The sequence below is a fragment of the Oribacterium sp. genome (assembly GCF_057249185.1).
Genome location: NZ_DBHIGR010000018.1, coordinates 1 through 20432, shown reverse-complemented (window position 1 = coordinate 20432; position 20432 = coordinate 1). Strand labels below are relative to the sequence as shown.

Annotated in this window: 18 protein-coding genes and 1 pseudogene; 6 read left to right on the top strand and 13 right to left on the bottom strand. The window is 44.4% G+C overall.

What is annotated here, in order from left to right; all coding sequences use genetic code 11:
• Window positions 1–367, bottom strand: a pseudogene (locus tag ACO4PX_RS02170) (glycosyl hydrolase family 18 protein); the annotation flags it as partial.
• A 107-nt stretch (window positions 368–474) separates the two neighbouring features.
• The gene (gene prfA / locus ACO4PX_RS02165) at window positions 475–1551 is read right to left on the bottom strand and encodes a peptide chain release factor 1 (RefSeq protein WP_007157084.1); all 1077 of its coding nucleotides are present in this window, start codon (window positions 1549–1551) and stop codon (window positions 475–477) included.
• A gap of 208 nt (window positions 1552–1759) precedes the next feature.
• Here prfA and ACO4PX_RS02160 point away from each other — a divergent pair, with 208 nt between their 5' ends.
• Entirely contained in the window at window positions 1760–2050 is a 291-nt protein-coding gene (locus ACO4PX_RS02160) for a glutaredoxin (RefSeq protein ID WP_485535798.1), read from the top strand.
• Window positions 2051–2249: 199 nt separating this feature from the next.
• Here the strand turns inward: ACO4PX_RS02160 and ACO4PX_RS02155 are convergent, their stop codons facing one another.
• The 7 genes from ACO4PX_RS02155 to ACO4PX_RS02125 form a co-directional block, all read right to left on the bottom strand.
• Window positions 2250–3443, bottom strand: coding sequence for a MalY/PatB family protein (locus tag ACO4PX_RS02155; protein ID WP_485571192.1), 1194 nt, complete (start codon window positions 3441–3443; stop codon window positions 2250–2252).
• A 105-nt stretch (window positions 3444–3548) separates the two neighbouring features.
• Window positions 3549–4337 (bottom strand): acyl-CoA dehydratase activase, encoded by a 789-nt coding sequence (locus tag ACO4PX_RS02150; protein WP_314832900.1) that lies wholly within the window; start codon window positions 4335–4337, stop codon window positions 3549–3551.
• Between the two features lie 32 nt (window positions 4338–4369).
• A complete protein-coding gene (locus tag ACO4PX_RS02145) occupies window positions 4370–5521 on the bottom strand; it encodes a double-cubane-cluster-containing anaerobic reductase (RefSeq protein WP_315000360.1) in 1152 nt (383 codons plus the stop codon).
• Window positions 5522–5563: 42 nt separating this feature from the next.
• On the bottom strand, window positions 5564–6328 hold the full coding sequence (locus ACO4PX_RS02140; RefSeq protein WP_485554771.1) for an amino acid ABC transporter ATP-binding protein: 765 nt from the start codon (window positions 6326–6328) through the stop codon (window positions 5564–5566).
• A 139-nt stretch (window positions 6329–6467) separates the two neighbouring features.
• Window positions 6468–7421 carry a transporter substrate-binding domain-containing protein gene (locus tag ACO4PX_RS02135; protein WP_315000362.1) on the bottom strand — a complete coding sequence of 318 codons (954 nt, stop codon included), beginning with the start codon at window positions 7419–7421 and terminating at the stop codon, window positions 6468–6470.
• 62 nt (window positions 7422–7483) lie between these two features.
• Entirely contained in the window at window positions 7484–8158 is a 675-nt protein-coding gene (locus tag ACO4PX_RS02130) for an amino acid ABC transporter permease (protein WP_331612379.1), read from the bottom strand.
• A 221-nt stretch (window positions 8159–8379) separates the two neighbouring features.
• Window positions 8380–9279, bottom strand: a complete 900-nt coding sequence (locus tag ACO4PX_RS02125) for a helix-turn-helix domain-containing protein (RefSeq protein ID WP_485571190.1) — start codon at window positions 9277–9279, stop codon at window positions 8380–8382.
• A 165-nt stretch (window positions 9280–9444) separates the two neighbouring features.
• Between ACO4PX_RS02125 and gnpA the strand changes: the two genes are divergently transcribed.
• From gnpA to ACO4PX_RS02100, 5 genes are all read left to right on the top strand, one after another.
• Window positions 9445–11637, top strand: a complete 2193-nt coding sequence (gnpA, locus tag ACO4PX_RS02120; protein ID WP_485571188.1) for a 1,3-beta-galactosyl-N-acetylhexosamine phosphorylase — start codon at window positions 9445–9447, stop codon at window positions 11635–11637.
• A 257-nt stretch (window positions 11638–11894) separates the two neighbouring features.
• On the top strand, window positions 11895–13211 hold the full coding sequence (locus tag ACO4PX_RS02115) for an ABC transporter substrate-binding protein (protein WP_315369320.1): 1317 nt from the start codon (window positions 11895–11897) through the stop codon (window positions 13209–13211).
• Window positions 13212–13329: 118 nt separating this feature from the next.
• Window positions 13330–14235: a carbohydrate ABC transporter permease gene (locus ACO4PX_RS02110; protein WP_314832895.1), complete on the top strand. Its 906-nt coding sequence runs from the start codon at window positions 13330–13332 to the stop codon at window positions 14233–14235.
• Between the two features lie 156 nt (window positions 14236–14391).
• Window positions 14392–15276 carry a carbohydrate ABC transporter permease gene (locus ACO4PX_RS02105; protein ID WP_315369319.1) on the top strand — a complete coding sequence of 295 codons (885 nt, stop codon included), beginning with the start codon at window positions 14392–14394 and terminating at the stop codon, window positions 15274–15276.
• Between the two features lie 68 nt (window positions 15277–15344).
• Window positions 15345–16463 carry a phosphotransferase enzyme family protein gene (locus ACO4PX_RS02100; protein WP_485571186.1) on the top strand — a complete coding sequence of 373 codons (1119 nt, stop codon included), beginning with the start codon at window positions 15345–15347 and terminating at the stop codon, window positions 16461–16463.
• On the opposite strand, the gene ACO4PX_RS02095 is transcribed toward ACO4PX_RS02100, so the two are convergent.
• From ACO4PX_RS02095 to ACO4PX_RS02080, 4 genes are all read right to left on the bottom strand, one after another.
• Window positions 16433–17713: an ArsB/NhaD family transporter gene (locus tag ACO4PX_RS02095; protein ID WP_485571184.1), complete on the bottom strand. Its 1281-nt coding sequence runs from the start codon at window positions 17711–17713 to the stop codon at window positions 16433–16435. The genes ACO4PX_RS02100 and ACO4PX_RS02095 overlap by 31 nt on opposite strands.
• Window positions 17714–17923: 210 nt before the next feature.
• On the bottom strand, window positions 17924–18643 hold the full coding sequence (locus ACO4PX_RS02090; protein WP_485571182.1) for a nitroreductase family protein: 720 nt from the start codon (window positions 18641–18643) through the stop codon (window positions 17924–17926).
• A 214-nt stretch (window positions 18644–18857) separates the two neighbouring features.
• Window positions 18858–19022, bottom strand: a complete 165-nt coding sequence (locus ACO4PX_RS02085) for a hypothetical protein (protein WP_485571180.1) — start codon at window positions 19020–19022, stop codon at window positions 18858–18860.
• A 19-nt stretch (window positions 19023–19041) separates the two neighbouring features.
• Window positions 19042–20235 carry an oxygen-binding di-iron domain-containing protein gene (locus ACO4PX_RS02080; RefSeq protein WP_485571178.1) on the bottom strand — a complete coding sequence of 398 codons (1194 nt, stop codon included), beginning with the start codon at window positions 20233–20235 and terminating at the stop codon, window positions 19042–19044.
• Window positions 20236–20432 lie beyond the last annotated feature (197 nt).

Sequence of the window (20432 nt, the reverse complement as noted above, 5' to 3'; positions counted from 1 at the left end):
CAGAATCCGGCAGGGCATAGCGGAGGGTTTTCTCATCATCGTCATAATAAAAACGAATATTTAACTGCTTTACCACAAAGCCATAGGGGAGATAGACCTCTCCATCCTGCATTCTTCCCAGAGTCAGTACGGAATCTTCCACCTGCTTTTCATGGTTTAAATACAGCGCCACATTGTCTCCTGATACAGAAAAATAGCTGTTTAAATCCGCTCTGGCCTTAGTGGGCATATACTTCTTCACATAGTAAAAAAGACCTGCCCCCGCAAAAAGCAAAATGAAGCAAAAAAAGATCAGAAAAAAAGGAAGGAGACTCTTTCCCCCACTCTTTCCCCTTTTTCTGCTCTGTCTTTCTCTTTGTTCTTCCATTCCTTACCCCTTCTATACTTTCATCAGCACGGTTCATTATTCCAAAGAAACTATTTTATTATACAAAAATCCCCCCTTTTCCCCATTAAGAAAAGGAGGCATTTTCCTTAATTCTTCTCTTCCAAACGTGCCAGTTTCTCAGCCTGATCTTCAGTAATCAACGGGTCAATTAAGAGATCCAGATCTCCGGAAAGCACCGCATCAATATTGTAAAGAGTAAGCTTGATTCTATGATCCGTTACTCTTCCCTGAGGGAAGTTGTAGGTACGAATCTTCTCGGAGCGGTCTCCCGTTCCTAACTGAGAACGCTTCTCCGCCGCATTTTCCGACTGCTGCTTTTCCAACTCGATTTCATAAAGTCTTGCTCTCAGAAGTCGCATAGCCTTCTCTCTGTTTTGTACCTGAGAACGCTCCTCCTGACACTCTGCCACAAGACCGGTAGGCTCATGAATCAGTCGAACCGCAGAAGAAGTCTTATTGATATGCTGTCCACCGGCTCCGGAGGAACGGAAAACTTCCATGCGCACATCTGCAGGGTTAATCTCCACCTGCACATCCTCTACCTCCGGCATAACCGCCACCGTTGCGGTGGAGGTATGGATTCTTCCCCCACTTTCCGTCTCCGGTACACGCTGTACTCTGTGTACCCCGGACTCATACTTTAGGCGGGAGTAAGCGCCGTGACCGTCTACGATAAAGACCACTTCCTTTAAGCCCCCAAGGCCCGTTTCATTAAAGGAAACCAACTCCGTCTTCCAACCTCTTTTTTCCGCATAGCTGGTGTACATTCTATAAAGAGAGCCGGCAAATAAGGCCGCTTCCTCTCCTCCCGCTCCACCGCGGATTTCCATTACGATGTTCTTGTCGTCATTTTCATCCTTAGGTAAGAGGAGAAGCTGAATCTCCTTGGTAAGTCTCTCCTGGTCTTCCTTGGCCTGTTGCAACTCTTCCTTGGCCATCTCCAGAATTTCCTTATCCTTTTCATTGTCCAAAAGGGAAAGAGCCTCCTCTTCACTTTGCTCCGCCTTTCGGAAAGCCAAATAAGCCTTGTAAATCGGCTCCAGACTGGTCTGCTCTAAAATCAACTTTTTATACTGACTAATGTCGGAAACCACCTCCGGAATCGTCAGATTATGCATAATTTCTTCGTAATGCTTTTTTACTTCTTCTAAATTTTCAAACATCCTTTACTCCTTGTAATGGAATTTTCTAAAAATGGGATTCTTTAAATAGCATACACTTCTAAAGGATTTTCCCTCCTTAGAATATGCACTCGCAAAGGGAACTATAAAGCAAAAAGCCTCCCCCTGTCAAATGGGATTTCCCCTTGACTCTATGCTACATTTTCGTATAGTGATAAGGAAAAATAAAATCGTTAAAAAGGAGGAAACTATGAAGGTTCAAATCGTTGGCAGCCATCTTTGTCCGGGATGCAGAGAAATTCTGGAAGAAATGAAGAAAAAAAACGTAGAAGTGGATTTTGTTAATATTCTGGAGGACTTCCCCTCTCTGAAATATTATCTGATGTTACGGGAGCAGGAGGACTGCTACGCAGAGATTCGGAAGCAGGCTCTTCAGTCTGATTATCCGGAAAATGGCAGACTGGGCATTCCCTGCATGATTCTTCCGGATGGAAGAAAGTTCTTGGATATGGATGAGGCTATCGCGGCTTTAGAATCTTAACTTGAAAAAGGGCTAAAAAATCAAATAGCTTCGTTATGCAGTATAGGTCTGAAGTGGGGCACGCTCTCGCTAGCCTCGCCTCGAAGCGGATACTAAGCGAAAAACTGCGCTTTTCTTGTTTTTCGCAAGTACCGTCGGGCTCAGACTACCCCTTTTTCAGACCTATACTGCATAACAAATATTTACGATTATAATTTTTTTAGCCCTTTTTCTTCTTTACCGCTTCGCAAATCCTCTTTAGTCCTTCCTCCACGATACTTCTGGGGCAGGCTAAATTCAGGCGAATAAATCCATCGGAATGTTGGACAAACATATTGCCTCCCTCTAAAAGAACGCCGGCTTCATACGCAAAGAAGCGGGGAAGCTCTTCCTCCTTCGAAAAGTAGGCGCTTAGGTCTACCCAAGCCAAATAAGTCGCTTCTGAAATCTGCATTTTCGCCTTCTCTAAATGCTCTTCCAGATAGGACTTCGTAAAGGCAAAGTTGTCATCCAGGTATTCCTGTAATTCTCTTAGCCAGGGCTCTCCCTTTTCATAGGCTGCCTGGGCTGCGGCAATACTCAGAGGATTGTCAAAATTATAATGCTTATTGTTCCAAAGCATTCTCAGTCTTTCTTCCCGAATCAAAATATTGGAAATCATGAGTCCTGCCATATTAAAAGTCTTGCTGGGCGCCATGCAGGTCACCAATTTCTTATATTCCGGCATGATCTTTCCCAAGGGGATATGTTTTTGATTTTTCCGAAGCAAATCGCAGTGAATCTCATCGGAAATCACATACAAATCATTTTCTTGAATGATTTTAGCCAGCTTCTCCAATTCCTCTTCTCTCCATACCCGACCTGTAGGGTTATGGGGATTACAGAAAATAAAAAGCTTCGCCTCCTTGGCTTTCTTTGCAAAGTCTTCATAATCTATGCGGTAAATTCCATTTTCATTGATTAAATCCGAACAAAGCACTTCTCTTCCGCTTGCCTTTGCCGCATATTGAAAAAAAGCATAGGAGGGGGTAAAAAAGAGTACCTTCTCTCCCTCTTTACAAATGTGCTCTACCAGCTCATATAAAGCCGGAATAATGCCGTTGGACATCACCAGATCTTCCCTTGGAAAGCTGAATCCGTATCTTCTTTGACACCAGGAAAGGAAGGCTTCATAGTAGTCCGGTTCAAAAACTCTGGTATAGCCGAAAATCCTTCTTTTCAGCCGTTCTTCTATTCCTTCGATAACCACATCCGGCGTAGCAAATTCCATATCCGCCACCCACATACGGATAAATTCCTCATCCTTATAGGGAAAGCTCATACTTCCATCATCATGGAAAATATACTGGCGAAAGCCGTCCGTATTCAGAGCATTGGTATGCCGTCTGTCAATGATTTCATCAAAATTGTACATGATTTGCCTCTTTGATCCATTTCTCTGCCATAGGCTTGAATGCCAATATCCCAAGCAATTTCATACTGCACTTCTTGTATTGCTAACCCGGCAAATTATCCGGACTTACATTCTCCCCTTTTCCACCTGTTCCTTGGCTAAAACCGCAGCTCCAAGGGCTCCAGCGTAGCGGGCATTTTTATGGGAATGAATGGGCTTTCCGATTTTCTCCGATAAAATTTCCTGAAAATAGGCCGCTTCACAGAGCCCTCCGGTCAGATAGACCTCCGGGCTTTGGTCTCTGAGTCTTCCCAACATTTGCACAACCTTTCCTGCAACGGATTGCAGGATGCCGTAAGCAATGTTGGCTCGTTCAATTCCCTGTCCCACTAAGGAAATTACCTCGGATTCCGCAAAAACCGTACACATAGAGCTGATTTTTACTTCTTCGGTATGCTCCTTGGCAAGGGAATTCAATTCCTCCATGGAAATGTTTAAGCGGTTTGCCATAACCTCCAAAAACTTCCCTGTTCCCGCAGAGCATTTGTCATTCATAAAAAACTCTTCCACGGTTCTTCCCTTACAGGTAATTACCTTGGTATCCTGACCGCCCACATCAATCACATTCATGGCTTCATTACCAAAAAGAGCCATGGCCCCTTTGGCATGGCAAGTGATTTCCGTCATGGTTTTTCCTGCAAAAGCCACTGCATTTCTGCCGTAGCCTGTGGCGATACAGGCATAGTGCTCTTCATCCATTGGCTCTTCCAATCGTTCTCCAATGGACTTTAAGGCTTCAAAGCTACTCCAGCCGGTGGGCACGGAAAAGGCTTGAAGAATCTCCCCTTTTCCGTCTAAAACCACCGCCTTTCCCGCTGTGGAGCCTATATCAATTCCTAAATATTTTCTCTCCATCTTCCCTTTCCTATACTAAATCCAAAAAGGAATTACAGCATCTCGATAAATGCTGCCACACGGGTATTTAACTGTCCCACATCAGACTGAGAGTAGTCAGTTTCTACATTCAAGTAAGGAATACCCTTTTCTTCATTTACAAAGCGACGAATCTTGTTGGTCTCAATAGCATAGGTATGGCAGGCCTGCAAGGTCATATCCAAAACGCCATCAGCATGATATTCCGTAATCATCTCATCCAGGCTCTTAAAACGATTGTGGTTTGGTGTCATAACAGAACAGCCGATTGCCAAGTATCTTCTGGAAATTGCCTCATAGATATCTTCAGCATTTTCATCCACCTGAATGCCGATAGCTTTTTCTCCTGTGCAATTCTCATAGCCTACAACCACACCGCCATTTTCCTCAACGGCACGAATCACCTTCTCTGTTGCTCCTCCAATAGGACAGCCGGTAATTAAGATACGTGGGCGCTTCTCAAAATGCTTTCCTGCCTTATATTCCTCTTCGGTCTTCTGCTTCAGGGCAATCACTTCCTCAGCCAATGCCGCTCTGTCAAACTTAAAGGTGGAGCCGTAAAGCACCTTGAATACATCATAGCCGGAAATCGGTGTGGGGTCATACTTCATTAAGCCGTAGAAATCCTTTAATGCCTGATTTGCCCGGTTATTGACTCTGGTAGCTTCTCTTACCATCTCATCGGTAATTTCCACCTGGAACTTCTCGGAAAGATAATCCTTTAAGCGGATAATCTCGTTACGATAAAGCTGAACCGCCGCCTCTGTCTGCTCATGGGGCAGGCGAAGGAAGAAAACATCCTTGAACTCACTCATCAGTTCATACATTTTCTTCTTTCCGTCACAGGTACTTTCTCCCACAACCACATCGGAAAAATAAAAGAAGGGACACTTATCGGTTTTTGCAAATCCGTAACTGGACTTAATCAAAGGACAAAGATTCTTGGGAAGATCCTTCTCCGCCTCTGCAATGGTTTCATCGGAAGTGGAGCAAAGAGACACACTGGCTGCTCCTGCCGCCATGGCGATTTCCTTCGGAAAATAAGTACAATAGGATCCCACAATTGGCTTTCCCTGATCCTTCCATTCCTTTACCATTAAGAAGGACTTCTTTCTCTGCTCCGCAAAGCTCTCAAAAATCTCCGGTAATTCCTGTACAAGTTGCATGTTTAGCTCCTTTCCAAATAGACGCAAGTAAAATATATTGTGCTACAGCTCCTCTTCCCTCCTGACAAAGGAGAGAAACTGTTGTAACCTTTCCTGTTTGGTATCGGAAAAAAACTCCTCCGGCGGGGCATCCACCTGAATCTTTCCTTCTTCCATAAATAAAATCCGGTTGGCCACCTGTCTGGCAAAGGAAATTTCATGGGTGACGATAATCATGGTACGCCCTTCCTTCGCTACTTCCTGTATGGTGGCTAAAACTTCTTTTACCCACTCAGGATCCAAGGCGGAGGTGGGTTCGTCAAATAAAATCACCTCCGGATTCACCGCCAATGCCCTGGCAATTCCTACTCTTTGCTGCTGTCCCCCGGACAGCTTGGACGGATAGAAGTCCATTCTATCCCCCATCCCTACTTGCTCTAAAAGTCGCTTGGAAATTTCTTCCGCCTCAGCTTTGGGCATCTTTTGCACCTTCGTTAAGGCTTCCATAACATTTTCCAAGGCAGTTTTATTCTTGAAAAGGTTGAACTGCTGAAAAACCATGGAAGATTTCCGCCGTAAAGCGTATACCTCTTCCTTTGTATGGGACTTTGCATCCACCGTACATTCTCCGATGCGAATCTTTCCTTCGCTTGGTACTGTAAGGTAATTTAAGCAACGAAGCAGGGTGGACTTTCCCGTTCCTGAGGGACCAATGATGGCTACAATATCCCCTTTATGAATCTCTAAGGAAATATCCTTTAAAACCTCTGTGCCTCCCGGAAAGCTTTTGGACAAATGTTCGATTTCTATAAGTACTTCTTTCTCCACGGATTGTCCTCCCTACTGCTATACATATGCTCTATAGGCTCTACAAACTGCTTGTTGCATGCTATTCTGCTTTAACTCTTTTATTACTTTGCTCTTTTGATACTTTGCTCTTTTGATACCTTGCTCTTTTACTTATTGCTTACTCCACAGTAAATCCAAGCTCGCTGTAAGGAATGATATTCTTTGTCATGTCGGAATACATATATTTCTCTACAATCTTCGCCACGGTTCCATCCTCCAGCATCTCGGAAAGAACCACATTTACCTCATTTCTTAAAGCCTTGCCCTCATCAGTCTTGGCAAAGTAGTAAGCAACATCGTTGGCATAAAGACGCTCATCCAAGAAACGAAGCTTATTGTTGCTGGCATTTTCCCACTTATAGACTGCGGAGTCCGTAGAAGCGAAGGCATCCAGTCTGCCTAAAAGAACATCCTGATAACCTGCGGAGCCATTCTCTCCTTCATACAGAGTTACGGTAAAGCCCTTTTCCTGTCCCATTCTTTCAATGGTCTGCTGAGCTGCCTGTCCGTTTAATACGCCAACCTTCTTATCCTTCAAATCATCAAAGGTCTTAATGGCACTGTCTTCCTTAACCACTACGCACTGTGCATCTCCGTAGTAAGGTACGGAAACCAAATACTTCTGCACTCTGTCAGCATTTACCGCATAGCAGTTTGCAGCCACATCCGCTCTCTTCGCATCCACCTGTCCGAAGGTTGCTCCGGAGCCGGTAGCCTGCATGACGTCAATGGTCCAACCGGTTCTGTTACCAATTTCTTTCCAGATTTCCGCATCAATACCGGTCCAGTTGCCCTTATCGTCAATTAAGCTGTAGGGCTCTCCTCCACCGCTGGTCGCCACATGGACGGTTCTTCCCTTGGTGATTTCCACCTTGGCACTGTCACTGCCTGCCTTCTCTGTAGCTTTCTCACTTTCTCCCGTCTTCTCCCCGGCTTTCTCGGAAGCCGCCTCCGTAGCCTTCTCACTTGCCTTCTCTGTTCCTGCCGCAGTTGTTGCGGTCTTCGCTCCTCCGCAGGCATTCAGTGCCAATGCAGCCAAAGCCAAGACAATCCATAAATTCTTTTTCTTCATTTTTCTTCCTCCCTATACAATAGTTTCGCCTTTTAGGCGATAGCCAAGTTTTCTTTGATTTTCTAGTAAGCTTCCTTCAGTCGCTTTTCCACTATCTTCCGGAAAAAATCAAAGAAACTGATTACAACCCAGTACACCAGCATTACCGCCCCGTAGACTTCAAAGTATCGGTAGCTCTGAGAGCCCTCCGTTCTGGCTGCCCCCATAATATCTGGAACCCCCAGCATAAAGGCCAGGGAACTGGATTTGATCAGATTGATAAAGTCATTAAAGAGGGGTGGTATAGCCACACGAATTGCCTGAGGCAAGACAATGCGGTATACCACCTGAAAGTGAGTCATCCCTAAAGACAGAGCCGCTTCTTTCTGTCCTTCTTCTACAGACATCAGGGCTCCTCGGATGCTTTCTGACATAAATGCTCCAACATTGACACTCAGCACGAAGGCCACAGCGGAAATCGGTGTCATATCTCTTACCAAGACACTGTAAACCGCCAAGCCGAAGTAAAAGAAATACAGCTGGGCAACAATGGGGGTTCCCCGCATAAAGGAAACCAAAAATTTACATAAGGGATTTAAAATCGGAACCTGATAATAAGAAATAACGGCAATCAAGATGCCTAAAATCAGGGAGAAAAATGTTGCGATTAAAGCGATTTCCAGGGTTACGGGAACCTTCATAAAAATCTTCGGAATTACAGAAAAAAAATAAGAAACATCAAACATTGCGCTATCCACTTTCCTCTATACAAGCCTTAAAATTCGCGGCAAAAAGAATATTTTTCTTTTCATAGGATAAACGAAAATGTATAGCATGACAAATTCTGAAAACTTATAATTCGCCATAATTATAGGAAATTTAAATATGTATTTGTATGATTTCCCTCATTGAAAAAGAGAGCCTATCGGCTCTCCTGAAGCTGATATCTCTCTTCTGTATACCTTTATCTGTCTGCCTCTTATGCTTCCTCCGCCAAAGACCTGATAGACTGGGCATATTCCGAGGGAGACATATCACATTCCTTTTTAAACTGTCGGGAAAAATAATGAATGGAGGAATAGCCCAGCTGGTCAGCAATCTGGGTAAAGTTTAGCTGTCCCTCTCGAATCATCCGCTTTGCGGTATCCACTTTCATTTTATGGAAGAGCTCCATCACCCCCATGTTTCCCACCTCCTGAAAGAGCTTTTGCAAATGGGAGCGTCCCAAAAGCATATCTCTGCAAATCTCTTCAATCGTCAGCTTATCCTGCAGTCTTCTTTCCAGATACTCCACCACACTGTTATAAAGCTCCCGTTTTCGATTTCCCTTTTCCACAAAATACTCCGTACTTCTCCCCGGCAAGGGCAAAGAAAAATATCTTCTGTACAGGGAAATCAAAAACTCCGCCAAATACTGCCGAATCAACTGTTGCCCGCCGAAGTTCTGCTCAGAAGAAAAAAGTAACTTCTTCTGGTACGGCTGATCCATTCTTCCGCTGAAAACATTGCTGCCTTCCTGAATGATTTTCGATAAAATCCGCTTTTCCTGCTCCGTAACCGAAAGACATTTTCTGCGAAAATGCCAAAGGGCAGGACTGTGACAGTAAAAGCTGATGACCACAAGGCTTGGGGCACTCTTTCCATTGGTTAAGACATTATGAAACTCATTGGGCTCATGGAATAAAATCTCTCCTTTTTTGAGCGGAATCTCCTTTTCCCCGGCAATAGCGATGATTTCTCCGGAATCCACGCAAACAAACTCCCAAAAAGGGTGCGCCTCTCCGGGAAAAGCAAAGTCTTTATGGTATTGAAAATAATGAAGAGAAACCAGTTCTTGAATCTCTATAGAATCCTGTAGATACACGCTTTCGTAATCCATTCTTACCTCCCCAAACTTGCCTTCCCCCCTAATGCCGTCTACCATCGCCATACTATTCGATTATACCAATTAAATCGCCAATCATGCAAATATATATTCCCATTTTTTATGCTTTTTGCACTAAAATACGGGATAGATTTAGAAAATATACAGAGGAGCAGCATTATGGGAAAAAGAACAGGACAATTAACTCTTCCCGGAGAAGAGAATTTTTTTGAAGAAACCAAGGAGCTGGTGGAGCGTTTGGGAGCGGATGCCATCAGAGACAGTGACGGCACCCATTTGGATCCAAAAAGCAAAACCCTGCCGGTTAAAATTTACAGCACCTATTTTGTAGCCAGAGGGCACAATGAATTTGCCAAAAAGCATCCGGAGGAGTGTCAGCAATTTTACCTGATGTCAAAGCCTCTAACCGCCTATTCCTCCCACTTGGAAATCCCCTATATGGAAGGCTTCTTTCCAAAGCAGGTAAGTCCGGACTTTGACCATGATCCGAAAAAATGGTGGGAGCTTATAGACCGTAGTACAGGGGAAGTGGTAGAGCCCTCCCTTTGGAGTTTAAAAACGGAAAAGACGGAGGAGGGAAATCAGTATCTCCTGATTCTGGAAAATGCTCTTCCCTTCCATCGTTATACCCTGAGCTTTTTGGCCTATGCCCTTTGGGACCCCACAGAACTTTATAACCACATTACCAACCAATGGGGAGATAAGCCCGGAGACATCCCTTTTGACATTCGGAAGCCCCACAGTAAGACCTTCGCTAAATCCTGTCTCAGCCAGTGGCTGGCAGAGCATCCGGATACGGATGTGGTGCGCTTCACCACATTTTTCTACCATTTTACCCTTCTCTTCAATCATGAAGAAAAGGAAAAATATGTGGACTGGTTTGGCTATGGAAACACCGTTTCCACAGATGCTTTAGAGGCCTTTGAAAAGGAGTACGGCTATGCTCTTCGGCCGGAGGATTTGGTGGACGAGGGATATTTCAACAGTACCTTCCGCATTCCCGGCAAGGCTTATCTGGATTACATGGATTTTATTCAACGCTTTGTTGCAAAGGAAGCCAAGGAGCTGGTGGAGCTTTGCCATAAAGAAGGTAGAGAAGCCATGATGTTCCTGGGAGATAACTGGATCGGTACAGAGCCCTATGGAAAATATTTTTCCTCCATCGGCTTAGACAGTGTGGTGGGAAGTGTGGGAGGAGGTGCTACGCTTCGTCTGATTTCCGACATTCCCGGAGTCCGTTATACCGAAGGGCGCTTCCTTCCCTACTTCTTCCCGGACAGCTTCTCCCCCGGTATGCATCCTGAAAAGGAAGCAATAGAAAACTGGATCAGCGCAAGAAGAGCCATTTTCAGAAGTCCCATTGACCGCATCGGTTACGGCGGATATTTAAGCCTGGCCTACAAATTCCCCGCCTTTTTGGACAGCATGGAAAAGGTGGCGGAGGAATTTAGAGAAATTCATCAGGAAGTAAAGGGGCAGAAGGCCTACAACAAATGTAAGGTGGCCATCCTGAATGCCTGGGGAAAAATTCGCTCCTGGCAGGCTTATATGGTGGCGCACGCCCTGTATTATCAGCAGATTTACAGCTATTTCGGTATATTGGAAGCCCTGTCCGGTATGGCGGTGGAGGTGGAATTCCTCTCCTTTACCGATCTTTTGGAAAATGGTATCCCAAAAGACATTGATGTCATCCTGAACGCAGGCGATGCAGGTACCTCCTGGTCCGGTGGAGAAATCTGGCAAAATGAAAGGCTTTGCACCATGATTCGGCAATTCGTCTATGAGGGTTGCGGCTTTATCGGTGTGGGAGAACCCTGTGCTACGCAGTATCAAGGCAGCTTCTTCCAGCTTTCCGATGTCCTCGGTGTAGAGAAGGAACTGGGCTTCAGCTTATCTACAGACAAGTATTTTAAAACCGAAAAAACCGCTCACTTCCTATTGGAAGACTTCTCCAAGGAAGAGCTTTCCTTTGGGGAAAGTAAGAAAAACATTTACGCAACGGACAAGGATACAGAGATTTTGGAATATAGCGACGGTTCTGTACACCTTTCTGCCCATACTTTCGGAAAGGGACGAGGCATCTATATGGCAGGACTTCCCTACTCTCCGAAAAATACCAGACTTCTTTTACGGGCTCTTTTATATAGCTGCGGTAAGGAAAATGAATACGCTCTCTACCAGGCCACAAACCCGAGCTGTGAAGTTCATGCCTATCCGGAAAAGGGACTGCTTGCAGTTTTAAACAATAGTCAAGAGCCTCAAGATACCGGCTATTATGACGGAAAGGGAAGGCTACAGGAAATCCATTTGGAAGCCGGGGAAATGCAGTGGCATAGGGCAGAAAAACTGTAAACTATATACGTAAAAGAATAACAAAAAATAAAGCAGAAAAGTACATAACATGATAAGCCGGGACAGCACGCAGCCAAAAGGACAAATGCTTTACACAATCGTATAAAGATTATTTAGGAAATTCTCCCTATACTTAGAAGAAAATAACAGATGTTTTTGTTTCTTCTATATAATTCATAAAAAATAAGAAGAAGCAGAACAAAAAGAGGAAATCCCCTATAGTAAGCAAGGGATTTTTCCGGAAAACGGAGGAAAAAATGAAAAGAAAATTATTGTATCCCATCGCCGTAATGGCATCCTTAGCCCTTGCGCTTACAGCATGCGGCGGCAGCCAAGCAAAGGAAAGTGCAAAAGATGAAAAGGGCGAAAGCAAGGCTGATGCAGGTAGTGAAGCTGCAAAGGCTGATGCTTCCGCACAGAGTGGAGACGGATTAGTATACTGGTCCATGTGGGAAGCTACAGAGCCACAGGGACAGGCTTTAAAGGAAGCGATTGACGCTTTCACCAAGGATACCGGCATTGCCGTAGATGTGCAGTTTAAGGGAAGAACCGGAATCCGTGAGGGATTACAGCCCGCACTTGATGCCGGAACCAACATTGACCTTTTCGATGAGGATATCGACCGTGTAAACAAGACCTGGTCTGCTTATCTTTTAGATTTAGAAGAATTGGCAAAGGCAAATGACTACGAGAAAACCGCAAATGCCGGCCTTATCGCGGCTTGTAGAGAAGTCGGCGGAGGAACTTTAAAGTCTATTCCTTACCAGCCAAATGTATTTGCTTTCTTCTACAATAAGGCAATCTTCGATGAAGCAGGCATTAAGGAAGTACCAAAGACCTGGGAAGAGCTGGATAAGGCTTGTGCTTTAATCAAGGAGAAGGGCTATGCGCCTATCACCAGTGATGACGCTTATATCTTAAGCAGCTTCGGATACCACCTGTCCAGAATCAACGGCTATGAGAAGGCCTCTCAGATTGTGAAGGACGGAAAATGGGATGATCCTTCCGTTCTTGCAGTAGCTAAGGCTTATGAAGACTTTGCTAAGAAGGGCTATTTCTCCGAGAGCATTGCTTCCAATGTTTGGCCGGCAGGGCAGAACCAGGAATTGGCTGCAGGAACTGCCGCAATCTACTTAAACGGTTCTTGGCTTCCAAACGAAGTGAAAGACATTGCCGGCGACAACTTCCAGTGGGGATGCTTTAGCTATCCTGCAGTAGAAAATGGAGTAGATGGCGTTGAAGCGGCAAACTTCGGAGCACAGGTATTGGCAATCAACAAGAATTCCAAGCATGCTGAAGATGCATTCAAGTTAATCACCTACTTCACCAAGGGTAAGTACGACCAGAAGCTTTCCGAGATGTCTTTGGGAATTCCTGCAGACAGCGACAATAAGGAATGGCCTGAGATTTTATCCTCTGTAAAGCCTGTTATGGAGAGCTTAAAGACTCGTTATCCATGGGCAGCTTCCGCAGAAGATAATGCGGATATGACTCCGATCTTAAAGGAGAACTTCACAAAGCTTTGCGGTGGCAGCATCACTGCTGAAGAGTTTGTAAAGAATTTACAGAAGTAATGAAATAGTAAAACGACATTTGACGCTGTGAAAAAAGGAAATCAGGGCCCTCCTCTAATCCGGGGAGGGAAATGCCCTAAAACTTCTTTTTTCACAGCCAATTTTTTAGGAGGCTACAGTGAAAAAGAATTCTGCTATACTATTTGCCTTTGTCAGTCCTGCGGCAATTCTCTTTCTTTTGGTGTTTCTTTATCCCATCCTGAGAACCTTGTGTATGAGTTTCTTTAAGATCGACGGGGTAACGGATACCTTTTCAAAATGGCAATTTGTGGGATTGGAAAACTATCAAAAGCTATTAAGCACCACCCTTTTCCGGATTTCTATGGGAAATCTCTTCCGGATTTGGGCTTTGGGGGGAATCCTGGTGCTCAGCCTTTCCCTTCTTTTTGCTGTAATTATAACCTCCGGCATTCGTGGCAAAAGCTTTTTCCGTGCCATGATTTATCTTCCCAATATTGTTTCTGCGGTAGCCTTAGCCACCATGTGGCTCCAGTATGTTTACAGTCCAAAATTCGGCTTACTGAAGAGCTTTTTCACCATGCTTCATCTGGATAAACTGGCCAAAATCCAGTGGCTCAGCAATGACCATAAGTTTATGGCTCTTTTGATTGCCTATTGCTTCGGTATGGTGGGCTATCATATGCTGATTTTTGCCAGCGGTATCGAGAGAATCAGCGGAGACTACTTTGAAGCTGCCACCTTAGACGGCGCCAATAGACTCCAGCAATTCCGACACATTACCCTTCCTCTTTTAAAGGGAATGTTCCATACCAATATCACCATGTGGTCTGTCAGCAGCGTAGGCTTCTTCGTCTGGTCCCAGCTTTTCTCCACGGTAACGGCGGACACCCAGACCATTACTCCTATGGTCTATATGTATATGCAGATTTTCGGAGCGGGAAACAGTGTTACGGAGCGAAATGCGGGAATCGGAGCCGCAGTAGGGGTTTGCTTAAGCCTTTGCGTAGTCCTAATCTTCCAGCTTTGTAACCGCCTTTTCCGGGACAAGGATTTGGAGTTCTAGATTTGCTGAAAATACTATCGCTAAGATTCTAAAGTATTTTCCGTTATAAAAAATCTTATTCCTAAATCCAGGATGTCCAAATCATTTTTTCAAAAGTCCGTAAAGCTTGTCTGTATAAAAGATAGAATAGGAACGTAAACAAGAAGGAGAAACAGTATGTCATTCTTTTCCAAAGAAAAAACTTATAGAGAACCCATACGCTGGCAGAAAGAGCTGCGTTTAGCCCCTGCTTATCTGCTGCTTTTGATTTGGATTTTCTTCACCGTGATTTTGCTGGGCTGGGTGGTTTTGGCCAGCTTTTCCACCACCAAGGAAATCTTTGCCAATAAATTGCTTGCCTCCGGTTTTCACTGGGAGAATTATGAAAAGGCCTGGGTCAATTCCGATGTATCCACCATCTTTTTTAACTCCCTCTTTTATTCTCTGAGCTCCGTTTTCCTTTTGGTTTTGGTCTGTGCACCGGCAGCCTATGCCCTCTCCCGCTTTTCCTTTAGGGGAAATCAGCTCATGCAAAATGCCTTTGTGGCCTCCATGGGTGTACCGGTGGTCATGATTGTTCTGCCCCTCTTTGCCATGGTGGCAGGACTGGATATTTTAAATCATGTGATTCCCAACAAGCTTACCCTGATTTTTCTCTATGTAGGCATCAATGTACCTTACACCACGATTTTCCTGATGGGATTTTTTGCCAATATTTCCAGAGCCTTTGAAGAGGCTGCTGCCATTGACGGTTGCCCTCCCGGAAAATGCTTTTGGCAGATTATGCTGCCTATGGCGCAACCGGGCATTATCACTGTCAGCATTTTTAACTTTATCAATGTCTGGAACGAGTACTTTATCTCCCTGATTTTCGGAAACTCCGACCAGGTGCGTTCTGTGGCGGTTGGACTCTACTCCATGATTAACTCCATGAAATATACCGGAGACTGGGCAGGGATGTTTGCCTCTGTCATCATTGTCTTCTTACCTACCTTTGTACTCTACCTCTTCCTTTCCGAGCGAATCATTGCCGGAGTAACCGGAGGCGGTGTAAAGGGATAAAAAGCGTAAATCCTTGCAGTGCAAAGCTGCAGTTTTTTCCTCATGCTATTTTTTGAAAAGGAAGCCCTATGAAAAACAAATTAACGAACGAAGAATTGCAAAATGCCCTTTCCCGATTTGCTTTGGAGGGAGAGATAAAATCCTGTACTCCCTATGGTTCGGGGCATATCAATGATACCTTTTTGGTGGAAGCCGGCAGAAACTATATTCTGCAACGAATCAACAGTGAAATCTTCACAAAGCCCAGGGAGTTAATGGAAAATGTAGACCTGGTCTGCCGCTTTATGACGGAAGAAATCAAGAAACAGGGCGGGAATCCGGAACGGGAAAGCTTGCAGATTATCAAAACCAAGGACGGAAGCCTCTATTACGAAGACGAGAAGAAGAATTTTTTCCGAATGTATCTCTATATTACCGACTGTAAGGCCTTTGACCTTGTAGAAAAACCGGAACACTTTTATGAAAGTGCCTATGCCTTTGGACATTTTCAAAAGCTGCTTTCAGACTTTCCTGCAGAAAAATTGCATGAGACCATCCCCCACTTCCATGACAGCCCACAGCGTTTTCAGCATTTTCTGAAGGCTGTAGAAGAGGATAAATTCGATAGAAAAAAAGATTGTGAAGAGGAAATTCAGTTTTTCCTCTCCCATGAGAAAGACTTGTCCTATGCTTTGGCGCTTTTAAAGAAGGGAGAATTGCCGCTACGGGTAAGCCACAACGACACCAAGTTAAACAATGTACTCTTTGATGCCAATACGGAGAAGGCTCTTTGCATCATTGACTTGGATACTGTCATGCCCGGGCTTTCCATCTTTGATTTTGGAGATGCTATCCGCTTTGGTGCCAACACCGGAGCGGAGGACGAAGAGGATTTGAGCAAAATTTCTCTGTCTCTTCCCCTCTTTTCCCTCTATACCAAGGGCTTTTTAGAGGCCTGCGGAAGCTCTCTTTGGGAGAAAGAGATTCTTTCCCTACCGGAAGGCGCAAAGATAATGACTTTAGAATGCGGCATGCGCTTCCTCACCGACTATTTGCAGGGGGACAGCTACTTCCATGTGAAAAGACCTGGACATAACCTGGATCGTGCCAGAACCCAGATTGCCCTGGTGAAGGATATGGAAAAGAAGTGGACGGAGATGAAGGAAGAAGTTCGAAATTATCTCCAAATAAACCAAACGAAGAGATAGCCGGTTCCTGCCGCGGCCAGGGTAAAGGGAATGCCGATTTTCATAAATTCGCCGAATCCTACCTTGTAGCCCTCCTGCTTTAGCATGCCTACTGCTGTGATATTGGCACTGGCTCCGATGGGGGTGATATTTCCTCCCAAAGTTGCACCGGTCAAGAGTCCAAAATACAAAAGATAGGGTTCAATCTGTAAGAGCTGGCAAATGCCGGTAATGATGGGAAGCATGGTTGCCACATAGGGAATATTGTCAATAAAAGCAGAAAAGATTACGGAACCCCAAACAATAATACTGTACAAGAGGAAAAGATTGTTTCCTCCCAGCTTTACGATTCCCTCCGCCGCAAGGTCTATTAAACCCACATCGGTAATGCCCTGAATCACAAGGAAAAGCCCCATCAAAATCAGAAGAGTCTCTCTATCCACAGAAAGCAAAGACTTCTTGAGATTTTCCGGCATTTTCTTCACATGAAAATCCACCGCCATACAGATGACAGCGATAACGCAACAAATCAAGCCGTTAATAATTCCGGGCGTATTGGGAATGAAGGAGGCCACAATCAGAGAAACCACCACCCCGATTAAAGCAATACTGGGAAAATATCCCTCTACCTCGGTTTTTTCCGTAGCCTCCACCGGCTGACGGAATTTTCCAAATAAAAGCATCATAATAGGTATCGTAGCTAAAGCTCCCAGTTCTACAGAGAAGAACATTCCGGGTCTTCCCTTCATAAAGAAAAACTCCATGAAGTTCATCTTGGCATAGCCCCCCAACATAATGGAAGTGGTATCCCCTACCAGCGTTGCCGCTCCTTGTAAGTTGGAGGATACCGCAATAGATAATAGCATGGGAATCGGGCTGATTTTGATTTTCTTACAAATGGCAAGTCCCACCGGAGCAATCATCAAAACCGTAGCCACATTGTCGATAAAGGCGGATACCGATCCTGCAAATAAGGACATCAAAATAATGACCCACATCACATTGGAACATTTATCCAATATAATCTCCGCCAGACGATTGGGCATCTTGGATTCAATAAAGTAATACACGATGACCATGGTTCCGCCGATCATCATAATCACATTCCAGTTAATGACGGACAGGAGGTAGAGGGGATTTCTCTGTAATATACCTAATCCCACAAAAAGGAGGGCCACTGCCCATATGGCATATAGCCTCCATTCCTGTTTTACTATCATCACCACATACATGAGAATAAACAAAATCAATGCAATACTTTGTAATGGCATCCTTACTACTCCTTTACTCTAAAATATCCCCTCTTACTAACTTGCTTTCTATACCACTGTTTTATAGTTGCTTTCTGATCGCTTTATGATTGCTTTATGCAGATCTATCTTGCTTTCTTACCCTAATACTACCGAGCAAAGAAAAAACTCCCGCAAAGCAGGAGCTGTTTTTCCTTTGTTATGCTATTTTGCCCTAAGCTATTAAGAATGTCAAGAATTCTCTTCTTTTTGATACTTTGCTCCATTTCCAAAGGGGAAAGTTCCCTCTCCTACCCCTTTCAGAAAATGATACTTGGCAATCCCCAGATCCACCATGTCCATATCGTAATTATCCGGTACCGAAGCCCGAAGTTCCCCATGCTCATAAAAGAACTTCGGCTTTTGCTTATTTAAAGCACTGGGGGCTAAGGCTACCGCCTCCATCCCCTCCTGAATCCAATGAGGATAAGCATCCTGCCCGGATATCCGCTCATGCCAAGGCTTTTTCTTCATAGGGAACAAACTGCCAATCAGCTTTCTACCGATTCCCTCTTCTCCACTATGTCCAAGAACGATGACTGCTTGAATATGCTCATCCTCCGGATAACAAAAGCTCTCCCGGTCAAAGGTTCCTCCAACCCAGCAGCTTCCTATCCCCATCTCTTCCACAAACAGCACCAGCTCTTCCCCATAGAAACCGATTTTCTCCCGAAAATGGGCAAGTCCCGCATTTCCCTTTAAGAGAATCAAACTGCGAACATTTTTGAAAAGTCCGTAGCTTTTCCGAAAATCCTGAAATGCTCTGCTGCCGTCTTCTTCAAACTCTATCGTAAGTCCTGTTTCCAGATTGATCTCAGAAATTTTATTTTGAATCGCCGCCATTTCCTCCTCGGACAGAGGGGCAGGAGTGAAAATACGATGTGATTTACGATGTAGGATTGCGTCTGTCATGCTTTTCTTCTAATTAGCCTTTCTTTTTAGAATTTATTTCTTTCGTTTTCCTTTAGCATTTATAGCTATTACGAAATTTATTATTGTTCTCAAGCTTTGCGCCGACTTCTTCTCTATTTTCCATAGCAGAAAACACCCTTCCTAGTATAGAAAGTTTTTTGCAAAAAGCAAGGGAGAGGATGTCAGTTCCTCTCCCTCTACTTCATATCGTATTTCATTTACGCTTACTACGTAAATATGCTCTTACATCCTCAGCAGATAAATACCCCTCTTCTTCTCCGGAACGCCTTCCTTCGTTTAGTTTACACATAAGATGAAGTATTGCTTTCGTCTTTTCAAATTCCTCTTGCTCTGCAATATTTCGACAGTATGTAGCCATCCTTCCCCCTACTATTCTACTATTCCACTTTCAGCAATGCACTTACCAATGCCGGAATCGCCGCAAAATCCTCTTCCTTGGCCACCCATTCCGCCCGAATATTTTCAGGAATCACTTGAAAGCCTGCAGCCTTTAAGGACTCCTGCAAAACCTTCACTGACTCTCCGCTCCAGCCATAACAGCCGAAGGCCGCTGCCTTTTTCTTCTTAAACTTAAGCTGCTTCAAAAACTCCAGCCAGCCCGCAACAGGGGACAAGATAGAATTTGCCACCGTAGGAGAACCTACCGCAAGGGCTTTCGACTTAAAGACCTCCGTCATTACTTCATTTTTATCCGACTTGGAAATATTAAAGACCTTCACCACCGTATCCGGACTTTGCCGATGAATCTCTTCCGCAATACTATAGGCAATCTTCGTGGTGCCCTCCCACATGGTATCAAAGGCAATCGTTACCTGATCTTCCTGATAATCCTGTGCCCACTCTGCATATTTTTCCATAATCTGCATGGGGTTTTTCCGCCAGATGGCGCCGTGGGAAGGGGCAATCATTTCGATAGGCAGATTCAAAGCCGTAATCTCCTCCAGCTTTTTCCGCAAAATAGGAGCAAAGGGCGTCAGAATATTGGCATAATACTTCATAGCTTCCTTCATGAGAACGCATTGATTTGCCTTATCGCTAAAGAGCTCCTCCACCGCATAATGTTGTCCAAAGGCATCCATGGAGAAGAGGATATTATCCCCGGTTAAAAAAGTGGCCATGGAATCCGGCCAGTGGAGCATTCTCATTTCCAGGAAAATGAGCTTCTTTCCATTTCCGATTTCCAAACTATCCCCTGTTTTCACCACATGGAAATTCCAGCCCCTCTTGCCATACTGTCCTTCGATGCTTTTTACCGCATTTTCTGTGCAATAAATAGGCACATCCGGAATCTCTTCCAAAATGGTGGTAAGAGAGCCGGAATGGTCACACTCCCCATGGTTTGCCACGATAAAATCAATCTTTTTTAAATCAATTTCCTTTTTCAGATTCTCCACAAAGTCAAAACGGTGGGGAGTCCAAACCGTATCCACCAAAACTGTCTTCTCTTCCTCAATGAGATAAGCATTCTGGCTGGAACCATTGATGATGGAATAATCATCCCCATGAAAATGCTGTAGTTCCCAGTCGATATAGCCTATCCAACTGACATTTCCCTTTACCGCTTTTCTCATTTTCTCCTCCTAAAGAATCCTCTTTTTGCTCTACATTTTCTCCGTACAAGGGAAGCTACTTTCTGACTATCCGGAGCAAATCCGATAGTGAGTAGCTTCCCCTGAGAACTTTGAATGAAATCAAATCCTAAACAGCCTATGCCCAAATTATAACTTATGCCAAACTAATCAACAAAGCCATTTTGAAATTTCCCTTT